Origin of the sequence: Legionella bozemanae, assembly GCF_900450575.1 — a bacterium.
Taxonomy (GTDB): domain Bacteria; phylum Pseudomonadota; class Gammaproteobacteria; order Legionellales; family Legionellaceae; genus Legionella; species Legionella bozemanae.
In genome coordinates this window covers 113,159-138,308 of record NZ_UGGY01000001.1, presented here as the reverse complement: position 1 = coordinate 138,308, position 25,150 = coordinate 113,159, and the positions used below count along the sequence as shown (strand labels likewise).

Below are 25,150 nucleotides of genomic sequence, written 5' to 3'. Positions count from 1 at the left end.
TTTTTTGGGGTTTTACCTTTTTGTTGCAACCGATTAGAGGTGCAGCTGAAGCCTCATTAAATTATGGCTGATGCGTCTGATTGAGTTGCTGCTTTTCTTCAACCATTTCCTTGTCCTTGTTTGAAGTAGCATAAAGACCATTTCTACAAAGCGACTCTCCCACGGTTGTTTTTTTGAATGTTGGTTCTTTAAGCGACTCGTTAAGTCTATTTGCAAGCTCCTCTTGTTGTGCAAGAATATTTTGATAAAAAACGCTATTATTTTCTACGTCCTGTTGTAATTGCGCATACTTTGCTTCCGCTGCAGAAACACGATCAGCCAAGACCACTCGCTCTTCCATTAAACCATTTAAGCGGTCTTGAAGTGCTCGTCGTTGGTTTTCACCATCAGATAAGTACTGAGAAATTGTCTCAGTTAAGCTATCTATTATTGCATTAGCCCGCGCGAGCTCCGCTTCTAATGCTATTTCCAATTCTGTTTTCACTTCCTAAATCTCCAAAATTTTTCCTGTTCGTTCTTTTTATCTGGAAAACTAACTCTTTCCTTTATCGTATTCAACAAAAGTATTTATCTAGGGTCCTGCATCTAGAACAGCAGCATTTGTTGTTAACCGGCGAAGAATAAAAACAAAACTCGTAAAATTCAAGCTCCATTTGCGTCGCACGGTAGAAAGTTTGGCATTACCTTTTCGCGTCTACAATTGCCCCATTCAGATTCAGTAAGCCTGAATACATCATTTTTGCTTAATTTTTAAACAAAAAATCATCTGTAGTACTTGGCATCGCGTGCAATTCACGCTAGGATAGTTTTTTTATTTAAATCCTGTCGATGTTATTTATATTAAGGTAGAAACTATGGAGCAAGTAGAAGACAATAAGACTGGAAATGCGGTGCAACATCAAATATTACAGTTAAGTCATCACTTAAATTCGCAAATTTTAGGTCAGAGTGGATTAATTTCACGGTTACTCATTGCCTTACTTGCTGATGGCCATTTATTAGTTGAAGGAGCACCTGGATTAGCAAAAACACGGGCGGTTAAAGAACTGTCCGATGGAGTTGAAGGTAATTTTCATCGCGTCCAGTTTACCCCTGATTTATTGCCTGGAGATTTAACAGGTACTGATGTATATCATCCACAAAATGGTTCTTTTGTATTTCAACCAGGCCCTATATTCCATCATTTACTTTTGGCGGATGAAATAAACCGTGCTCCAGCGAAAGTACAATCTGCTTTACTCGAGGCAATGGCTGAACGACAAGTTACTATAGGAGGCAAAACCTATCCTTTGCCCGAATTATTTTTGGTAATGGCAACGCAAAACCCCATTGAGCAGGAAGGAACTTATCCCTTGCCCGAAGCCCAATTAGACCGATTTTTGATGTATGTAAAAATCAGTTATCCCGATGCTAAAATCGAGCATGATATTTTAGCTTTATCACGCAAAGAAGCCTTAGGCGCGGCTATGGCCACTAAACCGGTTACATCAGAAAAATTATCACAAAAAACATTATTTGAAGCACGCAAGCAAGTTCTTAATGTTCATACGAGTGATGCATTAGAAAATTATCTGGTCCAGTTAGTAGTGGCAACACGCAATCCTGGTATATACAGTGAAGAGTTAGGTCGTTGGTTGCGCTTTGGTGCCAGCCCGCGTGCCACAATTGCTTTAGATCGTTGTTCTAAAGCCCATGCCTGGCTTTGTGGGAGAGATTATGTCACTCCAGATGACATTCACGTAATTGCTCATGATGTGTTACGACATCGAATTTTATTAAGCTTTGAAGCGGAAGCGGAAGGGATCAATAGTGATGATTTTATTGACTCCTTATTACGCTTGGTTGCTGTTCCATAGCGTAGCCTGGGTGCAGCGCAGCGCAACCCAGGATAACTGGCCAAACAAATAACAGCCTTGAATTTGATGATTCAGTCCCAATTTACAGATCATATGAGGTACACGAGGTTTTTATGGTGAATGGCGTTATTGCAGAATTAAATGAATTAATTGACCTGAGACGTTATGTACAATCCGTTCATTATCGCCCCGAAGGTAAAGCAATACGATCAGGCAATCATTTATCCAAATTACGTGGTCGTGGTATGGATTTTGCCGAAGTAAGAAATTATCAAGCTGGTGATGAAATACGCCATATGGAGTGGCGCGTTACTGCTCGCACCGGCAGACCTCATGTGAAAATTTATCAGGAAGAACGAGAAAGGCCGGTAGTGATTCTCACTGATTTTAATCCATCAATGATTTTCGGTACGCGTATCGCATTTAAATCAGTCATTGCTGCGCGCTTAGCAGCTCTTCTTGCCTGGACAGTAATCAAGGAAGGCGACAGAGTGGGCGGAGTATTCTTTTCAGCCACTGATCACAGCGAATTTACCCCACGCAGCCGTGATATGGGCGTACTGCCTTTGCTGGCCTCTTTAAGTCGATATACTGATCAGACAGAGGTACAACGCGAAGCGCAACCAAGACTGCTTAGTGACGCCTTAGTGCGCTTACGCCGTGTAGTCAGACCAGGAAGCATCCTGGTTTTGATCAGTGACTTTTACTCTATGGATAGTGAATGCGAAAAGCATTTAAAACGATTACGCTACCACAATGACATTCTGGCTTACCATGTGTGTGATCGCGTAGAACTTTCTCCACCTAAGCCTCAGCAATATGCTATGACTAATGGACAGCAAGAAATAATACTCGATACCAGCCTGCACTCAGTAAACAGTGCTTACGAGCACTATTGCCAACAACGCATAGCACACCTGCAAGAGCAGTTTCGCCGCTTACATATTCAGTATGTACAAGTTACAGCAGACAATGATTTAGCGCCATTAGTGCGTCAAACTTTTCCCAGGAGGTCCCGTGGCTAACACTGATCCCTTGGCACAGTTAAAAGACATCCATCTTCCCCCGCCAATTGGTTGGTGGCCATTGGCTCCAGGATGGTATGTGCTCCTGGGTTTGGTTTTACTTTTAGCATTCATACTTGCTTATGGGGTCTATAAGAGGTATCGCAACGCTCTGGCCAAAAAACATGCACTGCTTTTATTAAATACCTATCAAAAAGAATATGAAGAAAAACATAATGGCACTCAGAGCAGTGCCCGTATTTCAGAATTATTACGTCGTGTAGCGCTTGTCTATTATCCACGGGAGCAAGTTGCAAGTTTGCATGGAGAAAAGTGGCTTAACTTTCTAAATGAAACAAGTAAAGGAACTGATTTTAATTCAGTAAAAGATTTGCTGTTAAATGCACCCTTCAAAACAGCAGAAACCATGGATCTCAAACCTTTGTTCAGCACCGCCCAACTTTGGATTAAACAAAGAGGAGTGCCATGTTCGAATTAGCTAATCCTTGGGTTTTAATACTCTTTCCTTTACCCTTAATCTTCTGGTTCTTGATGCCCAGAGCCAAAGTGCAATTGCCTGCTGCTTTGAAAGTACCTTTTTTTGCCGCGATGGTCGACATAGCAGATCAGGAAAAACGTTCTGTTTCTGCACAATATTCACTACTTATTCCAGTCATTATATGGTTATTATTGGTTGTTGCTTTAGCGGGTCCTCGCTGGATTGGTGCACCCAAACCTATTGAACGTGAGGGTTATAACATCATGATGGCTTTAGATTTGTCTGGAAGCATGGAGATTCCTGATATGCTCCTGCATGGCCGACCTGTAAGCCGTTTAAGTGTTGTAAAAAATGCAGCCGATCAATTTGTACGTGATCGTTCTACTGACAAAATTGGTTTAATCCTTTTTGGTACGCGTGCTTACTTGCAAACACCACTTACCTATGACCGACATACCATCCTCCTACGTCTTGAGGATGCTACGGCTGGCCTGGCAGGTAAAACCACATCTATAGGTGATGCCGTAGGTCTTGCTGTAAAACGGTTGAGAAATGTACCTCCAAAAGGAAGAATTCTTATTTTGTTAACCGATGGTGCAAATAATTCTGGTGTACTGGCTCCGTTAAAAGCGGCCGAATTGGCTAGAGACGAAGGAATTAAAATTTACACTATAGGTTTAGGATCTGAAGAGGATTCAAGAGCATTAGTCGGTAATTTTATGATGCAAAATGCTGCAGCAGATTTGGATGAAGAAACCTTAAAAAAAATGTCTGACATGACAGGAGGTCGTTATTTCCGTGCTACGGATACTGAAACATTACATTCAATTTATAAAACCATTAACGAGTTGGAAACTATAAATCAGGAGCAAGCAACAGTCCGTCCACAAAAGGAATATTATCCCTGGTTTGTCGGTTTTGCATTATTGCTTTGTTTCTCTTGGTTAATTAGAAAAGCAGATTTAAGACTGAAAGTAAGCTCTGTAATGCCAAAGCAGGAGGCATTAAAGTCATGATTGCAGATTTTCATTTTTTAAGACCTTGGTGGCTTTTAATGATATTTCCTTTATTAGGATTAGCTGTAGCTTTTTGGCGTCAAAAACCTAAATTACATGCGTGGACAGAAGTTTGTGATCAGCATTTGCTCAGCCATCTCATGCAAAAAAAAGGACAAGGGCAACGTATGGGCTCGATGCTCTGTTTGTTTTTAAGCATTCTATTTATGATTTTGAGTATTGCCGGTCCTGTTTGGTATAAGTTGCCCGTAGCGATTTATAAACCGATACAACCCCGAATTTTAGTTTTGGATATGTCAGACAATATGATGGCTAATGATTTAACACCTAATCGTTTAAGTCGCGCTAAATTTAAATTACATGATTTATTTGCCCACAAAGATGTAGGTCAGTTTGGTCTTGTAGTCTTTACCAGTGAACCTTTTGTTGTCTCGCCACTTACCGATGATGGACATACTATTTCCTCTCTACTTTCTTCACTAACTCCTGATATCATGCCGGTAACTGGACAAAATCTTGATAGTGCCTTGAATGAGGCCAGTAACTTAATCAAACAAGCGGGCTTTAAACAGGGACAAATTTTGGTATTAACAGCAGACGCCCCTTCCGATGCATCAATTGCCTTGGCGAAAAAATTAGCTGAAGCAGGCATTTACTCCTCTATTATGCCAGTCAAAGCGGATAAGAACCTAAATCCGCTATTTAATCGTTTTGCTGATGCAGGCGGAGGACAATTGGTAAAATACACTTCAGATTCAAATGACATCGATCAATGGCTAAATTCCAGTAATAACAATGAATTTGCTTTAAGTAAAGATGAAGATATTCCACTTTGGCGGGATGAAGGACGGTGGTTTTTAATTCCTGCCCTACTGTTACTTTTGCCCGTGTTTCGACGTGGTTGGATGCAGAGGGTAATTGTATGATGCGTTGCCTTATTTTTTTATTCATCTCGTTTTTATCCTTTGCTACCCATGCCTTTAGTTGGCAAGACTTATGGTCCACTCCGGATCAACAAGGGCAAGACTTAATGGCAAAAAATCAATTTAAACAAGCCAAGGAAACATTTACACGTAGTGATTGGGCTGCTGCCGCAGCCTATCGTGCGGGCGATTACCAAAAAGCAGCTGAGTTGTACCAAGATTTAAAAAATGAGCAAGGTTATTATAACCAAGGAAATGCTTTAGCCCATATGGGGCAATATGAAGATGCAATTAAAGCTTATGATAAGGCATTGGCAATCAATTCTACAAATCAGGATGCTCTTTATAATCGCAAGTTAGTTGAAGAACTGTTGAAGAAAGATAAAGAAAAAAATCAAAACAAAGATCAACAAAACAAAGATCAGCAAAATAAAGATCAACAAAACAAAGATCAGCAAAATAAAGATCAACAAAACAAAGATCAGCAAAATAAAGATCAACAAAACAAAGATCAGCAAAATAAAGATCAGCAAAATAAAGATCAGCAAAATAAAGATCAGAAAAACAAAGATCAGCAAAACAAAGATCAGCAAAATAAAGATCAGCAAAATAAAGATCAGCAAAACAAAGATCAGCAAAACAAAGATCAGCAAAACAAAGATCAGCAAAACAAAGATCAGCAAAACAAAGATCAACAAAACAAAGATCAGCAAAACAAAGATCAGCAAAACAAAGATCAGCAAAACAAAGATCAGCAAAATAAAGATCAGCAAAATAAAGATCAAAATATAAAAAATAATCAGAACAATAATGAGGCTCAGTCAGAAGCGGAGCGAGAAAAACAACAAGCAAAAGAGCAATGGTTGCGTTTGATTCCAGATGATCCAGGTGGATTAATGCGAGAAAAATTCTTACGTGACCATTTACGAAGGGAACGCGGGTGGTATCAATGAAAAAAATAATAGTTATTGCTTTTTTTTGTTTATTCAGTGCACTAGCCCATGCTGCAGTACAAGTGCAAGTCGATCCATCTCAAGTCAGTATCGATGATTCATTCAGTTTGATTTTAACTCAAGATAATTTACAAAACGGGGGTGTTCCCGATCTGACTCCATTACAAAAAAATTTTATGATTCTCGGCACCGAACGTCGTATGAATTACTCGATTATCAATGGACAAACACAATCATCCAGTGAATGGACTATCACGTTAAAACCGCAAAAAGAAGGTAAATTAACAATTCCTCCTATTAAGATTGGCAGAGAATATACCAAACCTGTAACAATTGATGTAACTACTGGTACAACATCACAGAATGCTCCCAGCAGTACTTCCGCGAGTTCGCAGAAAAATCAGAGTCTTTATCTGACTACCGCGGTTGATAAAAAAAATCCTTATGTTAATCAACAAATTATTTATAAAGTAAGCTTATACAATTCCAAACACCTTTTGGACGCAAGTTATCAAGGACCGCAAGTAGAAAATGCTTTGCTCGTCCCTTTGGGTGAGGAAAAGCGTTATCAGACACAAAAAAATGGCGTGAATTTTCTAGTTGAAGAACAAAATTATGCCATTTTTCCACAAAAAAGTGGTCCCTTAAAAATAAAACCACCAGTGTTTACTGCCCTGATTTATGATTTTAATCCTGAGCGGGTTAAAGCCACTGATAAGCCAATGAATATTGAGGTACAGCCCATCCCTAAAGAATTTTCAGGAAAAGTTTGGCTGCCGGCAAAACAAGTCAAACTAATGGAACAATATGAAAATTCTGACCAAACTATTGCTCAAGGCAACACCTTAATTCGTACGGTGATTCTTGAAGGGGTGGGCGTTCCTGCTCAGCTTTTGCCCACACTCAATTTTGCAGAAATAGACGGTGTTAATGTTTATCCTGAGAAAGGAAAAGATAAAAATCGAGTTACTTATGGGGAGCTGATTGGCCGCACTGAGATTAAAGTGACTTATTTATTTAATAAAGCAGGAAAAATTACGATCCCTGAACTTAAACTTCCCTGGTTTAATACGGAAACAGGAAAAGAAGAAATAGCCACTTTGCCTGCAAAAACATTTGCAGTTACCCCTACATCGAACACTGCACCCTCAGTAAATACAAACCAAACTGACGTAACTAAAAATCAGGCTGTTGCAACCCAACCTACAACAAAAAAAGTAAGTGAATCCAGTTCACCAACACAATTCGTTTGGGCTTGGGCAATTGCCGCACTTTTTGCCTGTGCTTGGCTGCTCACTTTAGTCTTATGGGGATTGCAAAAACGCAATAAAAATGCAGGAAAAGGTCAATATAAAACTGCACTAAATACCCTCCATAAAGCATGTATGCAGGGAAATCCTCAACGCGCGCGCGATGCATTATTGAAGTGGGCCAGATTACATTGGTCAGATGCTCCTATATTAAATCTCACTGATTTAATACGCCTTTCAACTGATGCTTCTTTCAAAAAACAAGTACAAGCTCTTTCACAAGTTTTGTATAAAAATAAAGAAAAAACCATGTGGCGAGGTGATGAATTATGGCGCAGTGTTGAGCAAATGAAAAAAAATAACACGAACAAAAAGGAAAATGAAAGTGCGCTACCACCTATTAATCCTTCTTGATAGGCTCAATTCCTAGGTTGCATTTACTTTTTTAAAACCTAAGTATAAAAATTGAAAGAGAAGAACGCTCAAGAACAAGCCGCGAGACAGAAAGAAAGAATGATAAAAAACTGACGAATCTCAGTGAGGGAGGTTGAGTCATTTTGCCCAACCGCCCTCACTGAGATTCAAACATGCTTCATGGACCTGTAACTCATTACATAGATGGATGTTCATTCTCTTTTAATGTTTCATCCTCTTCTTTCTTCTTTTCAGGTCTTGTAATTTTTAGTGGAGAAGCTTGATCTGATTCTTCAGACGGTACTGTTGTAGGAATAATCGGATAATCTTCTACGGTTTTTTTCAATCGTTCTGCAATTATTTCCAGTTTATGTTTATCCTTATGAATCTTCCTGTCTGAAGTCTCAATTTCTGATTCGCTCAGATCCTCTTTTTCGCCTTCACTCTCACTATCTCCTTCGTCGGCTTCAGGTTTTTTTGTCACCGCATTCACTATTTTCTTTCCAAGTGACTTAAGCAGAGGATAAGTAACACGTCCCACAACATAAGCAAGCGCCAAAGAAGCCGTTGCGGCAAGTATTCCAAATCCTACCGGAGGGAGGAATATACAGACTGCTGCGCCAATGAACGCAAGAGAAGCAAAAGCAATACCCACTGTTCTATCTACAACAGCCATTGTTCCCAATTTTTCTATCTTTTGCTTACATTGTTCCTGATCATCGTATAATTTTTTTAATACACTTAAATCCGCTTTAATTTCTTTTCTTGCATTCCTGATTTCTTCTTCTAAGGAATCATACTCCTCTAACTTCCCTTCTTTTTTCACTTTTTTTGCTTTTGTCTCCAGTTTTTCTAAATCATCAATTAAATAGTTGATTAAATTTTTTTTGCTATCAATCTCTTTTTCTATCTGTACCAACTGATCTTTTAGTTCATAACGTTTGTAATAGAGCTTGGCCAAAGTGATTACACTTAGACCTAATGCAGCGATGGAGGTAACTAAGGCAATAATAGGCGCTGAAGGAGGGAATGCGATAGCCGTTATAGTAAGCCCTAGAATCACTGCTGAATATAAAAGACGGGCATTACGAGACAAAGTAATCGGCGATTCTTGCTTGGTTATATAGGCTCCCAAATAAATACATGGGATATAAATAAAATCTAATATACTCGTTACTAACTTAATAACGTGAAACCCTGTGCTTGCAGATTCTGTAGAATCACTTACGTGCCCTGCTACTTGTACCATATGAGTAATTGCACTCCCGGATCCATCTACAGAGTCCATAAACTTATTAAAAAAAGGAAGCATCCGTAATATAGATGCCGCAATGGACTTTTGCGAAACTTTAGTACCCTTCATTGATTTTAATTTTTTTCTTAAATACGCAGCCGAAAATTCTTCGAGTTCAATTTCATCTTCAGTTTTATTAAAAAACATCTCTTATCTCAATAAAAATTGCCTACTTATTAACTCATATTATAACAAGCAATTATGATATAAAGATGAACAAAAACTACTTCTGGAAGATATGCTTGTTCACCCGCGCATCGAATGTTATTTAAATAACTCCCATTCAATGATTCCACATCTTTGTGGAGTTTTTAAACAAAATTAACGCCTCTCTATTTCTTTAATATTGGGACAATGGACAAAAAAGTGTATAATTCCTCTTTTTGTTTCACAAATATTGATCAGTCATGAATCTTGAAAAATTATATGATGTCATTGTTGTGGGTGGTGGACATGCAGGCACAGAGGCTGCTTTAGCAGCGGCACGCATGGGAGCGCAAACTTTATTACTTACTCATAACATGGATTTGCTCGGCCAGATGTCTTGTAATCCTGCCATAGGCGGAATAGGGAAAGGACATTTGGTGAAAGAAATTGATGCCTTGGATGGCGCTATGGCAAAAGCCGCTGATAAGGCAGGAATTCAATTTCGCACCCTTAATGCTTCTAAAGGACCAGCTGTTCGAGCTACTCGTGCACAAGCTGATCGCGTGCTCTATCGACAAGCCATTAGAGAACAACTCCAAACGCAAGAAAATCTGACTCTGTTTCAACAAGCAGTTGATGATTTACTGATCGAAGGAGAACGTGTAACTGCTGTTGTTACCCAAATGGGCCTTACCTTACGAGCTCGTGCTGTAGTACTGACCGTAGGCACTTTTTTGGGAGGCAAAATTCACGTAGGTATGAACCAATATGCGGGTGGCCGCGCAGGTGATCCACCTGCGATTGCATTGGCAAAAAGTTTACGCGATCTTGATTTGCCTGTAGGCCGTTTAAAAACTGGAACACCGCCACGGATCGATCGTCGTTCTTTAGATTACAGCCAGATGACTGAACAGCCGGGAGATATACCCATACCCATTTTTTCTTATTTGGGTCATGTCAGCGATCATCCCCAACAAGTGTCTTGTCATATTACCCATACAACCGAAGCAACACACGAAATTATTCGTAATAACCTGCACCAGTCTCCTATGTATGCTGGAGTTATTGAAGGGGTTGGACCTCGTTATTGCCCCTCTATAGAAGATAAAATTGTTCGTTTTGCGGATAAATTATCCCATCAAATCTTTGTCGAACCCGAGGGACTAACTACGGAAGAAATCTATCCCAACGGTATTTCTACGAGTCTTCCGTTTGAAGTCCAAGTGCAGTTTGTACGGACAATTAAAGGGTTTGAAAATGCCCATATCACTCGACCTGGTTATGCCATAGAATATGATTATTTTGATCCCCGAGGATTAACTTCATTCTTGCAAACCAAACCCATTTCCAACTTGTTTTTTGCAGGTCAAATCAACGGAACAACAGGCTATGAAGAAGCTGCGGCACAAGGAATTATTGCAGGCATGAATGCTGCCTTGCTGATACAGGAAAGGGAACTTTGGTGTCCGCGACGAGATGAAGCGTATATAGGTGTTTTGATTGATGACTTAATCACCTGTGGTACCCAAGAACCCTATCGAATGTTCACTTCTCGTGCCGAATATCGCTTGCTTCTGCGTGAGGATAATGCCGATTTACGTTTAACTGCCAAAGGCAGGGAATTAGGTATAGTGGGTGAGGAGCGTTGGCAGCATTTTGCTGCAAAACGCGAAGCCATAGAATCCACACAGACCTTACTGCATAATACTTGGGTACGTGTAGGCCATAATGAGATTTTTAAAGATATCCTGCTTAATCCCATGCAACATGATAATAGGGCTGCGGAATTTCTCAAACGTCCTGAAATTAATTATCAACATTTATTAATGCTCGATGATTTAAACTTGCCCGAGCTATCCGCGGAAGTGAGCGAACAAATAGAAATTCAAAATAAATATGCAGGCTATATCGAGAGACAACAGCTCGATATAGAGAAAATGCGAAAACATGAAAATACTTTACTACCTGAATCATTGGATTACAGTGAAGTAACAGGATTATCTAATGAAGTGATTCAAAAACTGACCAAGATAAGACCATCTACTTTAGCTCAAGCCGGTCGCATTTCAGGAGTCACTCCTGCTGCCTTGTCGCTACTTTTAGTGCATCTGAAAAAACAGCGAATTGAGGTATGAAAGAACAAATAACACAAATACAACCGCTACTTATAGAGGGCTTGCAACAATTTGATAAGGAAGCACTTAGCGCTTCTTTAGCAGATTATTTATTCTTACTTAACAAGTGGAATTTAGCTTATAATCTCACTGCAATTCGTGATCTTGAGTCTATGGTCGGTAAACACATATTGGATAGCCTGGCTATTTTACCTTGGCTTAAAGGCAAGCACATCATCGATGTAGGAACAGGAGCAGGCTTACCAGGCATTCCTCTTGCTCTGGCCAGACCCGATTTAAATTTTGTTTTATTGGATTCTAATGGTAAAAAAACTCGTTTTCTGGCGGAAGTGAAGCGACAGCTTAATTTAAAAAATGTTGAAATTGTTCAATTTAGAGTCGAAAACTACCGTCCAACTCAAGGTTTTGATACAGTATTAAGTCGAGCTTTTAGCAGCCTTGAACAAATGATTCAGTGGACGCAACATCTTATTGCTGATAATGGAATTTGGTTGGCAATGAAGGGGCGTTATCCTGATACAGAATTGCATGAGATCAAGCAAAGTTGCAGGACAGAGCGTTATACTGTAGCAGGTGTTGAAGGCGAGCGTTGTTGCGTCATTATTGAAAATCAACCTGGATAAGAAGTTAATATCCTAGGAATCTGTTAACATTTCGCAAGCTTGAACCAAAATGAGCCTGATTTTCGAGCACCGAAGCATAGAAAATCAGGCTAATTTGGCTAAAATAGTAGAAATGTTAAACTCCTGGATGTTTGCTGCTTCCGGTTTAACCAAGGAATAAATCATGGCAAAAGTTATAGCCATTGCCAATCAAAAAGGTGGGGTAGGCAAGACCACTACAGCGATTAATTTAGCAGCTTCTTTGGCGGCAAATCGACAGCAGGTTTTGCTGATCGACTTGGATCCCCAAGGCAATGCCACTATGGGTAGCGGCGTCGATAAAAGCCAATTGGTGCATACGACCAATGATGTCTTACTTCATGATTGTCTTGCAAATCAGGCATGTCTTGCCACAACCAGTGGTTATGATTTAATACCCGGTAATGATGATTTAACTGTTGCGGAAGTAAGTCTGATGGAACGCAATCATCGTGAAACCTTCCTTTATAAGGCATTGCAACCAATTCAAAGTAATTATGACTTTGTGTTGATTGATTGCCCACCTGCTTTGAATACCTTGACAATTAATGCTTTTGTAGCTGCTGATTCCGTTCTTATTCCGATGCAATGTGAATACTATGCTCTGGAAGGGCTAGCGGCTCTACTTTCAACTATTGAGCAAGTTAAAGCTTCAGTAAATCCTCGCTTGCATCTTGAGGGACTACTGAGAACCATGTACGATGCTCGTAATCGATTGTGTTCTGAAGTCTCAAAACAACTCATGGAACATTTTCCAACTAAGGTCTATAGAACCGTAGTTCCACGTAATGTCAGACTTGCTGAAGCACCAAGTCATGGATTGCCGGCCTTACATTACGATAAAACATCTCCGGGCGCAGCAGCCTATATGGTACTTGCCTCTGAGTTGATTAATAAACAGACTGTTGCAGGATAATTGGGGTAATTTATGACAGTAAAACGTAGTAGTTTAGGGCGTAACTTATCCGCTTTATTAAGTCAATCAAGTGGTAGTCTTTTAAATGAAAAACCGCAAACGGAAACGCTTAAACTTGCGGTTGAATGTTTGCAACCCGGAAAATATCAACCCCGTGGTGAAATGGAAGAAGCGCCGCTCATGGAGCTTGCCCAGTCAATCAAAAAACAGGGACTGCTGCAACCTCTTTTGGTTCGTGAACTGAATAATGGCCGCTATGAAATTATTGCAGGCGAGCGGCGTTGGCGGGCAAGTCAATTAGCGGGACTCACGGAAGTTCCGGTTATATTGAAACAAGTTGATGACGAAACCGCGATGGCCATGGCATTAGTTGAAAATTTACAACGTGAAGATTTAAATGCGATGGATCAAGCGCGAGCCATGCATAGGCTCACGCATGAATTTTCCCTGACACATCAACAAGTTGCCGATCTTTTGTGTAAATCCAGAGCTGCGGTAAGCAATTACTTAAGATTACTGGCTCTGTCTCCCGGGGTCAAAAAGCTTTTGGAACATGGAGATATTGATATGGGGCATGCACGTGCCTTATTGATGTTAGAGGAAGAGCAGCAAAATCAAGTAGCCCAGCTTATAGTTGCAAAAAACTTATCCGTACGGGAAACTGAAAAGCTGGTGGAACGAATTAAATCAGGCAAAACTAAAGATGAACAGCATCATACCGATCTTTCTCACTATCAGGATCAATTGAAAAATCTCTCACAACATTTGCAAACAGCAATTAAACTTAAACCTGGCAAATCAGGTAAAGGCTCCTTAGTCATTCACTATGATAATGAACACAGTTTGCAAAATATTATTAATCAACTCATTAGTTCATACTAACTTTATAGCTTGACTGTGTATTTGCAACTGAATCTTCTACATACCGCTGAAAAACCAGTCCAGCTATTCCGGCGTCCCGCGGCTTATCTACGGGATCTGGAAGATCTGCCCTAAAACACTGGCTCCCGCGACAAGCTCTGAGAAATCCACGCGAAAATTGAATGTCACTTTATGTTGTTAAATGAAATATACTCAACGTTCTACGTACCGCGCTTTATGCCTGAGAGATAGACAAAAAAATTTGGTTTAAGGCATTGAAATATAGGAATAATGGTATTGAAAGTGCATGACGGATTATGATCCAATAGAGTTCCACAACAATAAGAGATCGACGTCATGCACCTGATGCAATTATTACACAAAACATTAGCAAAAGAATTACCTTTTATTCATAAATCACGCTTACACAATTTAATCATGGCTTCATCGACGTTAATTAAGGTAAATAAATTAACGCTGACATCGCTTGGCCGTCATTTGCCTCATACTAAAGTTAAGACTCGCAGCAATATAAAAAGGATAGACCGCTTATTAGGGAATACGCGATTACAAAAAGAAGCGATTGAATTTTATAGGACAATGAGTCATTATCTACTAGCAGCACAAAGACGCCCCTGGATTCATGTTGATTGGAGCTGTATATGTTCGCAGACTAAACTCTATTTATTGAGAGCCTCCTTGTCGATGCAAGGACGCTCGATTGTGATTTACGAAGAATGTCATCCACAGAAAAAACAAAATAACCATCAAACTCATAAAGAATTTTTAAATAATCTAAAAGCTATTTTACCGAGCTCTGTACAACCTATTATTGTTACCGATGCGGGATTTAGAGCGCCTTGGTTTTCCTATGTTCGAGCGCTTGATTGGGATTTTTTAGGCCGATTACGCCATAAGAATGCGATATATTTAGAGGCTACAGCAACTTGGCAATTAAGTCATATCTATTATGAACAAGCCACAGCCAAACCTAACTACTTGGGGCAGGGCCTTCTTACAGAGAAAGAACAAATCCCTGCTCACTTTATACTCTATAAAGGCCTCTCTAAAGGTCGTCATAGAGTGAATCAATACAAGAAAGGTAGGCGTGATGCAATGAGTAAACGATATACTAGAGCTCATCGTGAGCCTTGGTTATTGGTCACTTCATTGACCTCAACAAACACCGCTGAATACGCTGTGAATATTTATCGGCAACGCATGCAAATAGAAGAAAATTTTCGTGATACAAAATGTACTCGTTATGGGTTTGGATTGAAAGAAAGTCTTTCTCGTTCTCCTCAAAGAATGAGCATATTACTGCTTATTGCTGCTATCTCTACTTTTGCTTGTTGGCTTGCTGGCATTTTTACCAAGCGTAAAGGATATGCATCTTCCTTTCAGGCTCACTCTTCAAAATTCACCAACATTTTATCCCTGGTCTATTTAGGGCGCGAAGCTCTCAAAAAAGGAATCTCTCTCAAAGTAAAACAGTTTCAAAATTTATTACCTCTACTCTCTGAGCTAAATGCCACAACACAGACCCCCACTACAGTCTTTCTTTGAATTTTGTGGGGATCGTACAGGCTTTATGCGTGGTACGTGTAGGAGTCTCTCAGGAACAAACCGTAAGGCGCAGGCAGAGATGTAATCACGAGAAAGATATTTATAACGAGTGTTAGTACAGCGCACCTGCTTAAATCATATTGGAAAGATTTGAGCTCAGCATACATCAGCATGTGAGCATTTATCAGTTCATTTTTCGCCCAATATGAGCCAAATATGGCTTAGAAAAAAATGAAATTCTGAAAGAAATAAATATTTAGGCTACAATTATTATATAAGCTGGTTATATTGCTTGGAGGCTGCAATGTTAATTCAGCCAGTCCAACCTGTATACATTCTAATAAAAATTGGCGAAGCTGAATATTCGGGCCAGCTCCTTAGTTTATCTGAAGAAAATCTAGAATTTAAATGCGATGCATATATTGAAAAAAATATCGAGGTTTCCTTTTTCGCGAAACATTTTCGTGGCCAAGCAACCATTCAGGAAATTAAATTTGATCATTCGTTCTTTACCTACCAATTAACAATTCAAGAGATTCAATTCCAGCCTGGTTTATTGATTAATACACGTTTGTAAGATGATTAAGATCCAGAAGAGCAATGTATGAGGAAACAGGCTTTGCTAATTTATCGCAACAGTCTCTTGCAGGAGAAAAGAGTTTGATGTGCAACGGTTACATGCTGGACTTGCCAACCATAGCCGTCAAGTCAAGGGTATTTTGTGTTTCATTTTGCTTAATTCGCAAATAGCCCTTCTCCGAGAGTGGACGGGGAGCCATTTTTTCTATATTGGCAATGGGCTCAATCATGAATGGATTCCTGTCTGAGCAAGAATGACAACATTAGTTTAATCTTATTCAATTCGCAAGTAACTCTGTCATCCCCGCGCAGGCGGGGATCCTTTTTTATTGTGGCAATGTACTCAATTATGGATGGATTCTTGTCTGCATAGAAATAACAACATCCGCTTACTGCTTCGCTTAATGGACATTTATAACCAGTAAACAAAAACAAACAGGAATAACCAGACTACGTCTACAAAGTGCCAATACCAGGCAACCCCTTCAAATGCAAAGTGTCGTTCAGGCGTAAAATGACCCCGTTTACAACGAACCGTGATTACAATCAACATTATTGTACCAATGGTTACGTGTAACCCGTGAAATCCAGTGAGCATAAAGAACGTCGTACCATAAATACCTGAAGCTAAGGTTAAATTCATCTCGGTATATGCTTCATGATACTCATAACTTTGTAACGCCAGGAATGTCAATCCTAATGCAATGGTTAAAATCATTCCGAGAATTAATTGTTTTTGCTTCTGCAATTTTAAAGCCCAATGAGCCCAGGTAATGGTTACCCCAGAAGTTAATAAAATAAGTGTATTTATTGCTGCTAATCCCCAAGCTCCCATTGCTTCATGGGCTCCAGCAAAAACTTGATTGTCCGGATTAACAAGTACAGGCCAGTTTGCAACGAAATCAGGCCAAAGTGTAAAGTGGGTAATTGGATGTACTTCACCACCTAAAAGCGGAACAGACCAAAGTCGCGTATAGAACAAAGCACCAAAAAAAGCGCCGAAAAAACAAACTTCGGAAAAAATAAACCAGCACATACCCCAACGAAATGATCTATCCACTTGCTCGTCATAGACTCCTTTCGAGTTCTCATAAATTACTTGGCCAAACCAACCAAATAACATAAAAACCATGATTGCCAAACCAATGGTGAATATGTAGGGGCCATACCAGTCATTATGAAGCCAAGATGCAGCGCCCACAAGAGTAGTGGTTAACCCGCATGATGCAACCAAAGGCCAATGGCTTGGTTTAGGGATATAATAAGTACCATGTCCTCCCATTATATTTTAATCTCCTGTTTCAATAGGGTCTGTTTCCATTTCTACTACCTTGGTCAAAATAGTTTGATTTTCTGTATTCCGATGCTCCCATACTTCGTGGATGCTGCGCTTCGGTACTCAAACCCAAACCATTTTGGCTCAAACTAGCGAAATATCAATAAACCCTAATCTGTTTTTAAAGCTCTCTTTAATGGAAGAGCGTAATCTACATAAATTTGTTCAATCTGCCAATTTGATTTTCAGCATAGTTATCTTGTATAGTAATCACAAGATTGCGTTCATTCAAATGTGCAGCCTTATATTAGCCCTTGTCTGTTACATCAAATAAAGTATAGGACAATGTAACTGTCTGTACTTTTTCGGGTAAATCGGCATCCAGATGAAATAACAAAGGCATATTCATTGCTTCATGTCCATTCAATGTTTGCCGCGCAAAGCAAAAACATTCTGTCTTTTTCAGATACTTAGCAGCGATACCCGGTGTGACACTGGGTATTGCCTGAACTGTCATCTGGTGATCAGTTTTATTTTCTGCATAAAACGACAGTTTGGCTATTTCACCAGGATGTACCTTGATTTTTCGTATTTTGGGATAGAATGCCCAAGGAACACCACTATTATTTGTAGCAACAAACTCAACAGTTATTTCTCTGCTTTTGTCTACTTTAGCTTTGCTTACATCATATGCTACCGCTTCAGGATTTGTTTTACCATTAATGCCCAATGACTTACATAAACTGTTGTAAATGGGCACTAATGCAAATCCAAAGGCAAACATCCCCAACACGAGGCCGGATAATATAACGAGTAGCCGATGATGCCCTTTTTGTTTTTTCATACAGCTAACCTATAAATCTAACTTGGGCGGAGTGGTAAAAGTATGGTATGGAGGTGGCGAGGGTAATGTCCATTCTAAACCGTATGCACCTTCCCATGATCTTGCAGCAGCAATATCTTTTTTAGTACCTTTTTTCCTGATGGTAGCGATTACATTATATAAAAATAGAAGCTGTGTAAATCCAAAAATAAAGGCACCAATTGAAGAGACCATATTAAAATTAGCAAATTGCAATGCATAATCTGGGATTCTTCTTGGCATACCTGCTAAGCCTAAAAAGTGCATAGGAAAGAACGCTACATTCACTGAAATAACAGACAACCAAAAATGCCATTTACCTAACAGCTCGTTATACATATGTCCGGTCCATTTTGGAAGCCAATAATATGTAGCAGAAAATAAGGCGAAAATTACACCAGGAACTAGAACATAATGGAAATGAGCTACAACAAAATAACTATCTTGGTACTGGAAATCTGCAGGAACTAATGCCAGCATCAGTCCTGTAAATCCTCCTATGGTAAACAAAAACACAAAAGCCAACGCAAATAACATGGGTGTTTCAAAAGTCATAGAACCGCGAAACATAGTACTTACCCAGTTAAATACTTTAATGCCCGTAGGCACTGCAATAAGCATCGTGGTGTACATAAAGAATAATTCTGCGCCCAGTGGGATACCCGTTGTAAACATATGGTGTGCCCAGACAATAAATGACAAGACAGCAATACTGACTGTAGCATAAACCATAAAGTAATAACCAAATAAAGGCTTACGACTAAAGGTAGGAATAACTTCTGAGATAACGCCGAAAGCAGGTAATACGAGAACATATACCTCAGGATGTCCAAAAAACCAGAATACATGTTGAAACAATATGGGATCACCGCCACCTGCTGCGCTAAAGAAGCTGGTACCAAAATGACGATCAGCCAACATCATGGTTACCGCTCCCGCCAATACGGGCATAATTGCAATCAATAAAAAAGCGGTAATTAACCAAGTCCATACGAACATTGGCATTTTCATCAGGGTCATGCCAGGTGCTCGTAAATTTAATATCGTCGCAATGATATTAATTGAACCCATAATGGATGAAAGACCCATCATATGGATTGAAAAAATCATAAAATCGGTACTGGGAGGAGCGTATGTAGTCGATAGTGGCGCATACATAGTCCAGCCAAAGTTAGGGCCGCCGCCAGCATGAAATGTGGTTGAAAGTAATAATGTAAAAGCAAAAGGTAAAATCCAAAAACTCCAGTTATTTAAGCGTGGCAACGCCATATCTGGGGCACCGATCATCATTGGAATTTGCCAGTTCGCCATGCCAGTAAATGCCGGCATTACCACACCAAACAACATGATTAAGCCATGGAGGGTGGTCATTTGGTTAAAGAAATTGGGATCAACGAAACGATGACCTGGCTGAAATAATTCAGCCCGAATAATTAAGGCCATACCGCCAGCTAAAAAGAAACTGATCATTGCCAGCCACAAATAAAGTGTACCTATGTCTTTGTGGTTTGTAGTAAACAACCAGCGTTTTATAAATCCTAAGACGCCCTTACCCTGTTCAGGACCATGATCGTCATGTTTTTCATCGTGCGCTAATGTATAACTACTCATTGCAAACCTCCAGCTTGAACTTTATTAACCATGGTTGGTTGTTGATTAGCTTTCTGACGTTGTGTAGCAACCTCTGCGGCTTGAACTACATCATTAGTATTATTTTCCCAGGCATTACGCTCATATGTCGCAATCGCAGCAATTTCTTCATCTGTAAGTTGATCTTTATAAGGCTGCATTGCAGAACCAGCAATACCATTGAGTATTATATCTATATGTCGTGAAATAGGGTGACCGGTTGCTACAGAACTGCCTCGAAGCGCTGGGTACATAGGTGGTATGCCTCTACCGTCAGGTTGATGGCATGGAGAACAAAACTGTTCATATTTTTGCTTGCCAAAAGCAAGTAATTCATCCCGGGTCATTGTCTTCTGGGTTGCAGCAACGGCTTCCCCTTGGGCATACTGATCTTCGGTTTTTGTTTGCGTAGCAACCCACTTATCAAAATCTTCCTGATTTACTGCTTCAACAACGATAGGCATAAATCCATGATTCACCCCACAAAGCTCCGCGCATTGCCCTCTATAGGTTCCTGGTTTATCTATTGTAGCCCATGCCTCGTACATAAAGCCGGGTATAGCATCACGCTTAATGCCTAATTCAGGAACCCACCAGGAGTGAACCACATCATTTGAAGTCACTAAAAAGCGAATTTTTTTATTAACAGGTACAACCAATGGTTTATCTACTTCTAATAAATACCACTCATTTTTTTTCTGTTTATTTTGAATTTGCGCAAAAGGCGTGGATAAAGTGCTAAAGAAACTAATTCCCTGATCAAGATACTCATATTGCCATCGCCATTGATAGCCCACTACTTTTATCGTTAGTTCTGACTGTTTTGTATCATCCATACGAATTAAAACACGGGTAGCAGGTATTGCAAGTCCAACGAGAATCAAGAAAGGTATAATCGACCAGACTACTTCCAAGCGGGGATTATCATGAAATGATGCGGCCTTATATCCTTTGGATTTCCTATGATGGATCATGGAATAGATCATAACGCCGAATACAACAACCCCAATAATGGCGCAAACCGCCATACACACCATATGTAGGTAATATGCATCTTTACTGATGGGTGTGACCCCTCGATACATATTTAATTGCCAAAAATCCACGGCGAATAGTGGTTGGCTCGCAGCCCAGATACCTAGCATCGTTAATAATCTACAGATCTTTAACCTGTTTAACATCCCCATTCCTCGTCTTGTCAAGAAACCAGACTAAGCTGGCTCCAATTTATTTTTATACATTTTTTATTTTTGATCTTCCCTCACAATAATGTGAGGGCTCTATATTCAATCAATAAGACTACCACAATGAGTAGTTTCCTTCAGTTTTAGATTTACTGACCATGTATTTTACTGCCTCGATAATTTCGTTTGTTGTACATTGATCACAGCCGCCGTTTTTCGGATGATCTTTTCCATGAACAGTATTCTCAATCAATACATCCATATTTTTCGCAATCAAGGATTTCCACGCTTCTTTATCACCAATTTTAGGTGCCCCATCTTTTCCGTCATTATGGCAAACTGCACAATGCTTGTTATAAACGGCTTCACCACTTTCAGGATATTTTTTCGCACCACCAGACTTCAGATCCAATAATTGAGTACGCGTCAATGATTCATTGAGTATGAAATCAACGGCTGAAATAATGTCATTATCAGAACACGTCACGCAGGCACCTTTAACAGGCATAAAGTTAAATCCATCGATTGCATGACGATATAATCCAGTTAATCCGCTGCTTTTTAATCGTTCATACCAACTTGCCGAACTTCCCAACAAAGGAGCACTCATTGCGCCATCTTGGTGGCAAATCACGCACGCTGTATAATAAACTTGCTTTCCACGATCGAGTGAAGGAGGATCATTTGAAGGTGGTAATCCTAAAGGCTCTTCGCTCACGACTGTTTTAAGGTATGTAGCGACAGCCATTCTATCTTCGTCGGTTAGGTACATCATACTGTTACGATTTACTTCAGCCATAGGACCTGCTACTGGGCCTGCATTGTTAATGAGCTTGTCATATTTGAATACATCAGTGACCTCTTCGTGGGTTGCACTTTCCAAGCCATACTTAGTAATGTTTGGCGCCCAGTAGCCATCAATAAATCCACCGGTCAGGTAATATCTGTTCTTTGGCGCGCCGAATGGATTTAATGGTGTATGGCACATGCTGCAATGTCCTAAACCATCTACGATATATTTACCACGATTCCACTCAGGAGATCTGCCTTTTTCATATTGAAATTCATGTCCTTCAGGAAAGAAAAACAATAAGTTCCATCCCCAAAGTGTAAAGCGGGCGCCAGGAACATTAAATGGGAAAGGTAAGGGTTTGTTAGGTAAATTAACAGGCGGCAAGCTCATAAAATAAGCATAAAGAGCACGCGCATCTTCCTCGGTTATTTTAGAAAAATAGACATAAGGGAATACTGGAAAATAATTTCTGCCTTTGGGATCGCGCCCTTCTTTAAGTGCACGAATAAAATCTTTTTCAGTCCAATTACCAATACCTGTTTCTTTATCAGGAGTAATGTTGGGACTGTAAAATGTTCCGAAAGGCGTTGCGATAGGCAATCCACCTGCATAAGCGGGTGTGCCTGCTTTAACATTTGTATGACAGGAAATACAATCTCCCATCTTTGCCAAATATTCTCCACGCTCAATTAAAGTCTGTTGCTCACCTGTGGCTGGAGCAGTAGGTGGATAGACAGGATAATATCCATCATGAACTTGTAATTTCTGTTGGGCAGGTGCAGCATTTTCTGCATGTAATAATTGACCTGCTAGACCAAGCACCGTCAATGTTGCAGTGACGATTAGCTTTCTTAGTAACAAAGAGCCCACGCTCCCTCCTATTTGTTCTTATTTTGTACGCTTCTCTTGCGGAGACAGAATAATCGACGCATTTTATACTCCACAACGCATAAGTTGCAATGTTATAATCGCTATCTTTGATTTTTTTTATATCGTGATTATGTTTGTTTATCTTAATGGCTTGTTTTTAGGCTTATCCTTGATCATCGCTCTAGGGCCACAAAACGTCTTTTTGATTAAACAAGGTGCACAAAAAAATCATGCGATTCTTTCTGCGGTTATATGCTTTATCTGTGATTTTATTTTAATTTGCTCTAGTATTGCAGGCTTGCATGAATTGCTTCAGCTTCGCCCGGTTTTGCAAATATGGATGATGGTGTTGGGTACACTTTTTTTACTTTTTTATTCCGCGAAAGCATTAACCAACGCATTTTCCAAGCAATCAGAAGACGCAGAAAATGGACATCCACCACGCAACAGGACCCAAATCATTCTCTTAGCCTTAGGGTTTAGTATACTTAACCCGCACGCTATTATTGATTCACTGGTCATTATAGGTGGGGGCAGCAGCGGATATCCAGACAAAGAACATATTTTTTTGCTGGGTGTGCTCACATCAAGCTTTATCTGGTTTAGTTCATTAACATTTACCGCACGATATTTTTCCGACGTTTTAACAAAAGCAAACGTATGGAAAGGAATTGAACTAATTAGCGGCCTGCTCATGGCTTTTATAGGTATTAAACTCGGTACAGATTGTTTAAGCTTAATTTCAGAAATAATTGGGAAATCAATTTAATAGAAAGGGCCAATCAGTGTGTCGCCAATTGACCCAGTGGAATGACACATAGCAAGTCCAACCTCGCAACGCGAATATCTCATAATCATTTATTCATGTCAATCAGAAGCACTTGGCAAAAAGGCATTTTCCATTGTTGTTCTAACGCACTTCAGTTAAACTCAAGCTTTTATAAATATTGAGCAATACATGTTTTACGGCGACACCATCCAAGAAACACGACAAATGTTTTTTTCCAGTTGGGAAAAATACCAACATCAAAAACTGCTATCACCCTTAGAAAATGAAATTGTGCAAGTGATATTGGCTCACCCTGAGTACCATAAGATACTTGAGAATCAGAATAAATTTCAGCAGCAATCTTATTTTCCCGAGTCAGGGGAAGCAAATCCATTCCTGCATATGGGACTTCATCTTGCCATTAGAGAGCAAATCGCTACTGACCGTCCTGTAGGGATTCACGAAATCTATAAAAATTTAATTAAAAAATACAATGATCCATTATCTGTAGAGCATTTAATGATGGAGCAATTAGCCGAGTGTTTGTGGCTCTCACAAAAAAATAACATGCCCCCTGATGAACAGCAGTATCTGCAAACATTAGCCAGCCTTTGAATTATTTTTCAGTAGAAAAGCGGGTGAAAAGTGAACTCTCAAAACCTTAACTTCTCATACCGCGGATAAAGCCTGATAACATTCTGTCATCCCTGCAAAGGCAGGGAGGTGGATTCACATTTGACTGAAATTTTACCCTTTTGTGAGGGATCACTCAGGCATAAAGTATAGTACGTAGGAGAATGGCAGTAATGCTAACCCTCCTTCATCAACAGAAAAGATGAGTTTTCTTTATGCCCTGCTAAATCATCGTGCTGTTCTGTTTGATACTCAAGGATATCTCCAGGCTGACACTTGAGATAAGCACAAATCGCTTCCAATGTCGCGAAGCGTATTGCCTTAGCCTTGCCATTTTTTAAAATAGACAAATTCGCTTCAGTAATCCCTATTGCCTCTGCCAACTCCTTAAGCCGGCATTTGCGTTTTGCCATCATTACATCCAAATTAACAATAATTGACACGAAAATATTCCTTAAATTGTTAATTGCGTTTCTGATTTTAGTTGATGTGCTTCTTGGATAATCCAGGAAGCAACTAAAATGATAAAAGCCGTAATTAAAGTAGATAAATTCGCTGAATTCAAGGTAATACTGGCAATGCGTTCACCTTTAGGATTATTAAAGGTAAGTGCTGCAGTCATTAAAGGTTGATAAAATAGCTGCACGACCTCCCCCAAAATCATGTAAATACTTACTTGTTTAATTAATTTGATATTTTCCTCCTCAAACAGGTTTCCCTTTTCAAAAAGCCAAAATAGTTTGGCTAATTTATGGCAGATTAAAATAGTAATGGTCAACGGCATCCATTCGATCGCCAATATGACGACCCGATGCATCCAGGAAAAATGAGAGGGGTCACGAATTTGTTCTGCAGAAATTAAAGAAGACCAGGATCCTATATAACACATCCAATCGAACTCAAATAAGATTAAGAACGTTGTAGTTAAAGGAATAAGCCAACAAAGAGTACGAAATAGCAGGTAAAGAATATGACTGGTGTTTTTTATTTTTTTCATGATAAATACCTATTGATAAATTCCTGTTAAATTATAACAAAAATTTATCGTTTATCAATAAAAATATATTCAATTATAGATAT

General features: G+C 39.6%; 25 protein-coding genes and 1 pseudogene. 15 read left to right on the top strand and 11 right to left on the bottom strand.

The window, feature by feature from the left end:
* Nucleotides 1-61: 61 nt before the first annotated feature.
* On the bottom strand, nucleotides 62-484 hold the full coding sequence (locus tag DY223_RS00670; RefSeq protein WP_058458294.1) for a hypothetical protein: 423 nt from the start codon (nucleotides 482-484) through the stop codon (nucleotides 62-64).
* Between the two features lie 370 nt (nucleotides 485-854).
* Here DY223_RS00670 and DY223_RS00665 point away from each other — a divergent pair, with 370 nt between their 5' ends.
* From DY223_RS00665 to DY223_RS19765, 6 genes and pseudogenes are all read left to right on the top strand, one after another.
* Nucleotides 855-1,856, top strand: coding sequence for an AAA family ATPase (locus DY223_RS00665; protein ID WP_058458293.1), 1,002 nt, complete (start codon nucleotides 855-857; stop codon nucleotides 1,854-1,856).
* A gap of 113 nt (nucleotides 1,857-1,969) precedes the next feature.
* Nucleotides 1,970-2,881, top strand: coding sequence for a DUF58 domain-containing protein (locus DY223_RS00660; RefSeq protein ID WP_058458292.1), 912 nt, complete (start codon nucleotides 1,970-1,972; stop codon nucleotides 2,879-2,881).
* On the top strand, nucleotides 2,874-3,359 hold the full coding sequence (locus DY223_RS00655) for a DUF4381 domain-containing protein (RefSeq protein ID WP_058458291.1): 486 nt from the start codon (nucleotides 2,874-2,876) through the stop codon (nucleotides 3,357-3,359). The genes DY223_RS00660 and DY223_RS00655 overlap by 8 nt, the downstream gene beginning before the upstream one ends.
* Nucleotides 3,347-4,375 (top strand): VWA domain-containing protein, encoded by a 1,029-nt coding sequence (locus DY223_RS00650; protein ID WP_058458290.1) that lies wholly within the window; start codon nucleotides 3,347-3,349, stop codon nucleotides 4,373-4,375. The genes DY223_RS00655 and DY223_RS00650 overlap by 13 nt, the downstream gene beginning before the upstream one ends.
* The gene (locus DY223_RS00645; RefSeq protein WP_058458289.1) at nucleotides 4,372-5,301 is read left to right on the top strand and encodes a vWA domain-containing protein; all 930 of its coding nucleotides are present in this window, start codon (nucleotides 4,372-4,374) and stop codon (nucleotides 5,299-5,301) included. Before DY223_RS00650 ends, DY223_RS00645 begins: the two co-directional genes overlap by 4 nt.
* Nucleotides 5,298-5,603, top strand: a pseudogene (locus DY223_RS19765) (tetratricopeptide repeat protein); the annotation flags it as partial. The gene DY223_RS00645 and the pseudogene DY223_RS19765, both read left to right, overlap by 4 nt.
* Before the next feature lie 19 nt (nucleotides 5,604-5,622).
* On the opposite strand, the gene DY223_RS19760 reads toward DY223_RS19765, so the two are convergent.
* On the bottom strand, nucleotides 5,623-6,150 hold the full coding sequence (locus tag DY223_RS19760; protein WP_420812527.1) for a pentapeptide repeat-containing protein: 528 nt from the start codon (nucleotides 6,148-6,150) through the stop codon (nucleotides 5,623-5,625).
* Nucleotides 6,151-6,247: 97 nt separating this feature from the next.
* On the opposite strand from DY223_RS19760, the gene DY223_RS00635 reads away from it, so the two are divergent.
* Nucleotides 6,248-7,915, top strand: a complete 1,668-nt coding sequence (locus tag DY223_RS00635; protein ID WP_058458287.1) for a BatD family protein — start codon at nucleotides 6,248-6,250, stop codon at nucleotides 7,913-7,915.
* Nucleotides 7,916-8,111: 196 nt separating this feature from the next.
* On the opposite strand, the gene DY223_RS00630 is transcribed toward DY223_RS00635, so the two are convergent.
* Nucleotides 8,112-9,356 carry a hypothetical protein gene (locus DY223_RS00630; RefSeq protein WP_058458286.1) on the bottom strand — a complete coding sequence of 415 codons (1,245 nt, stop codon included), beginning with the start codon at nucleotides 9,354-9,356 and terminating at the stop codon, nucleotides 8,112-8,114.
* A 260-nt stretch (nucleotides 9,357-9,616) separates the two neighbouring features.
* Here DY223_RS00630 and mnmG point away from each other — a divergent pair, with 260 nt between their 5' ends.
* From mnmG to DY223_RS00600, 6 genes are all read left to right on the top strand, one after another.
* Nucleotides 9,617-11,491, top strand: a complete 1,875-nt coding sequence (gene mnmG / locus DY223_RS00625; RefSeq protein WP_058458285.1) for a tRNA uridine-5-carboxymethylaminomethyl(34) synthesis enzyme MnmG — start codon at nucleotides 9,617-9,619, stop codon at nucleotides 11,489-11,491.
* A complete protein-coding gene (gene rsmG, locus DY223_RS00620) occupies nucleotides 11,488-12,114 on the top strand; it encodes a 16S rRNA (guanine(527)-N(7))-methyltransferase RsmG (RefSeq protein WP_058458284.1) in 627 nt (208 codons plus the stop codon). Before mnmG ends, rsmG begins: the two co-directional genes overlap by 4 nt.
* A gap of 163 nt (nucleotides 12,115-12,277) precedes the next feature.
* Nucleotides 12,278-13,048 (top strand): ParA family protein, encoded by a 771-nt coding sequence (locus DY223_RS00615; RefSeq protein ID WP_058458283.1) that lies wholly within the window; start codon nucleotides 12,278-12,280, stop codon nucleotides 13,046-13,048.
* 12 nt (nucleotides 13,049-13,060) lie between these two features.
* Complete coding sequence (locus tag DY223_RS00610) at nucleotides 13,061-13,930, top strand: ParB/RepB/Spo0J family partition protein (protein ID WP_058458282.1); 870 nt, start codon at nucleotides 13,061-13,063, stop codon at nucleotides 13,928-13,930.
* 345 nt (nucleotides 13,931-14,275) lie between these two features.
* Nucleotides 14,276-15,475 (top strand): IS4 family transposase, encoded by a 1,200-nt coding sequence (locus tag DY223_RS00605; protein WP_160116260.1) that lies wholly within the window; start codon nucleotides 14,276-14,278, stop codon nucleotides 15,473-15,475.
* Nucleotides 15,476-15,779: 304 nt separating this feature from the next.
* Complete coding sequence (locus DY223_RS00600) at nucleotides 15,780-16,052, top strand: hypothetical protein (RefSeq protein ID WP_058458491.1); 273 nt, start codon at nucleotides 15,780-15,782, stop codon at nucleotides 16,050-16,052.
* Nucleotides 16,053-16,149: 97 nt separating this feature from the next.
* Here the strand turns inward: DY223_RS00600 and DY223_RS19360 are convergent, their stop codons facing one another.
* The 6 genes from DY223_RS19360 to DY223_RS00575 form a co-directional block, all read right to left on the bottom strand.
* On the bottom strand, nucleotides 16,150-16,284 hold the full coding sequence (locus DY223_RS19360) for a hypothetical protein (RefSeq protein ID WP_259293092.1): 135 nt from the start codon (nucleotides 16,282-16,284) through the stop codon (nucleotides 16,150-16,152).
* 182 nt (nucleotides 16,285-16,466) lie between these two features.
* Nucleotides 16,467-17,336 carry a cytochrome c oxidase subunit 3 gene (locus DY223_RS00595; RefSeq protein ID WP_058458492.1) on the bottom strand — a complete coding sequence of 290 codons (870 nt, stop codon included), beginning with the start codon at nucleotides 17,334-17,336 and terminating at the stop codon, nucleotides 16,467-16,469.
* A gap of 301 nt (nucleotides 17,337-17,637) precedes the next feature.
* Nucleotides 17,638-18,174, bottom strand: a complete 537-nt coding sequence (locus tag DY223_RS00590; protein ID WP_058458493.1) for a cytochrome c oxidase assembly protein — start codon at nucleotides 18,172-18,174, stop codon at nucleotides 17,638-17,640.
* Nucleotides 18,175-18,183: 9 nt separating this feature from the next.
* Nucleotides 18,184-19,803 (bottom strand): cytochrome c oxidase subunit I, encoded by a 1,620-nt coding sequence (gene ctaD, locus DY223_RS00585; RefSeq protein ID WP_058458494.1) that lies wholly within the window; start codon nucleotides 19,801-19,803, stop codon nucleotides 18,184-18,186.
* On the bottom strand, nucleotides 19,800-21,002 hold the full coding sequence (gene coxB, locus DY223_RS00580) for a cytochrome c oxidase subunit II (protein ID WP_058458495.1): 1,203 nt from the start codon (nucleotides 21,000-21,002) through the stop codon (nucleotides 19,800-19,802). Before coxB ends, ctaD begins: the two co-directional genes overlap by 4 nt.
* Before the next feature lie 118 nt (nucleotides 21,003-21,120).
* On the bottom strand, nucleotides 21,121-22,668 hold the full coding sequence (locus tag DY223_RS00575; protein ID WP_058458496.1) for a c-type cytochrome: 1,548 nt from the start codon (nucleotides 22,666-22,668) through the stop codon (nucleotides 21,121-21,123).
* 130 nt (nucleotides 22,669-22,798) lie between these two features.
* Here DY223_RS00575 and DY223_RS00570 point away from each other — a divergent pair, with 130 nt between their 5' ends.
* Together DY223_RS00570 and DY223_RS00565 are read left to right on the top strand one after the other, a co-directional pair.
* Nucleotides 22,799-23,437 carry a LysE/ArgO family amino acid transporter gene (locus tag DY223_RS00570; RefSeq protein WP_058458497.1) on the top strand — a complete coding sequence of 213 codons (639 nt, stop codon included), beginning with the start codon at nucleotides 22,799-22,801 and terminating at the stop codon, nucleotides 23,435-23,437.
* 189 nt (nucleotides 23,438-23,626) lie between these two features.
* Nucleotides 23,627-24,052 (top strand): DUF1841 family protein, encoded by a 426-nt coding sequence (locus DY223_RS00565; protein WP_058458498.1) that lies wholly within the window; start codon nucleotides 23,627-23,629, stop codon nucleotides 24,050-24,052.
* A 194-nt stretch (nucleotides 24,053-24,246) separates the two neighbouring features.
* Here DY223_RS00565 and DY223_RS00560 read toward each other — a convergent pair whose 3' ends face one another.
* Complete coding sequence (locus DY223_RS00560) at nucleotides 24,247-24,513, bottom strand: helix-turn-helix domain-containing protein (protein ID WP_058458499.1); 267 nt, start codon at nucleotides 24,511-24,513, stop codon at nucleotides 24,247-24,249.
* 11 nt (nucleotides 24,514-24,524) lie between these two features.
* A complete protein-coding gene (locus tag DY223_RS00555; RefSeq protein WP_058458500.1) occupies nucleotides 24,525-25,067 on the bottom strand; it encodes a DUF2975 domain-containing protein in 543 nt (180 codons plus the stop codon).
* Nucleotides 25,068-25,150: the final 83 nt, after the last annotated feature.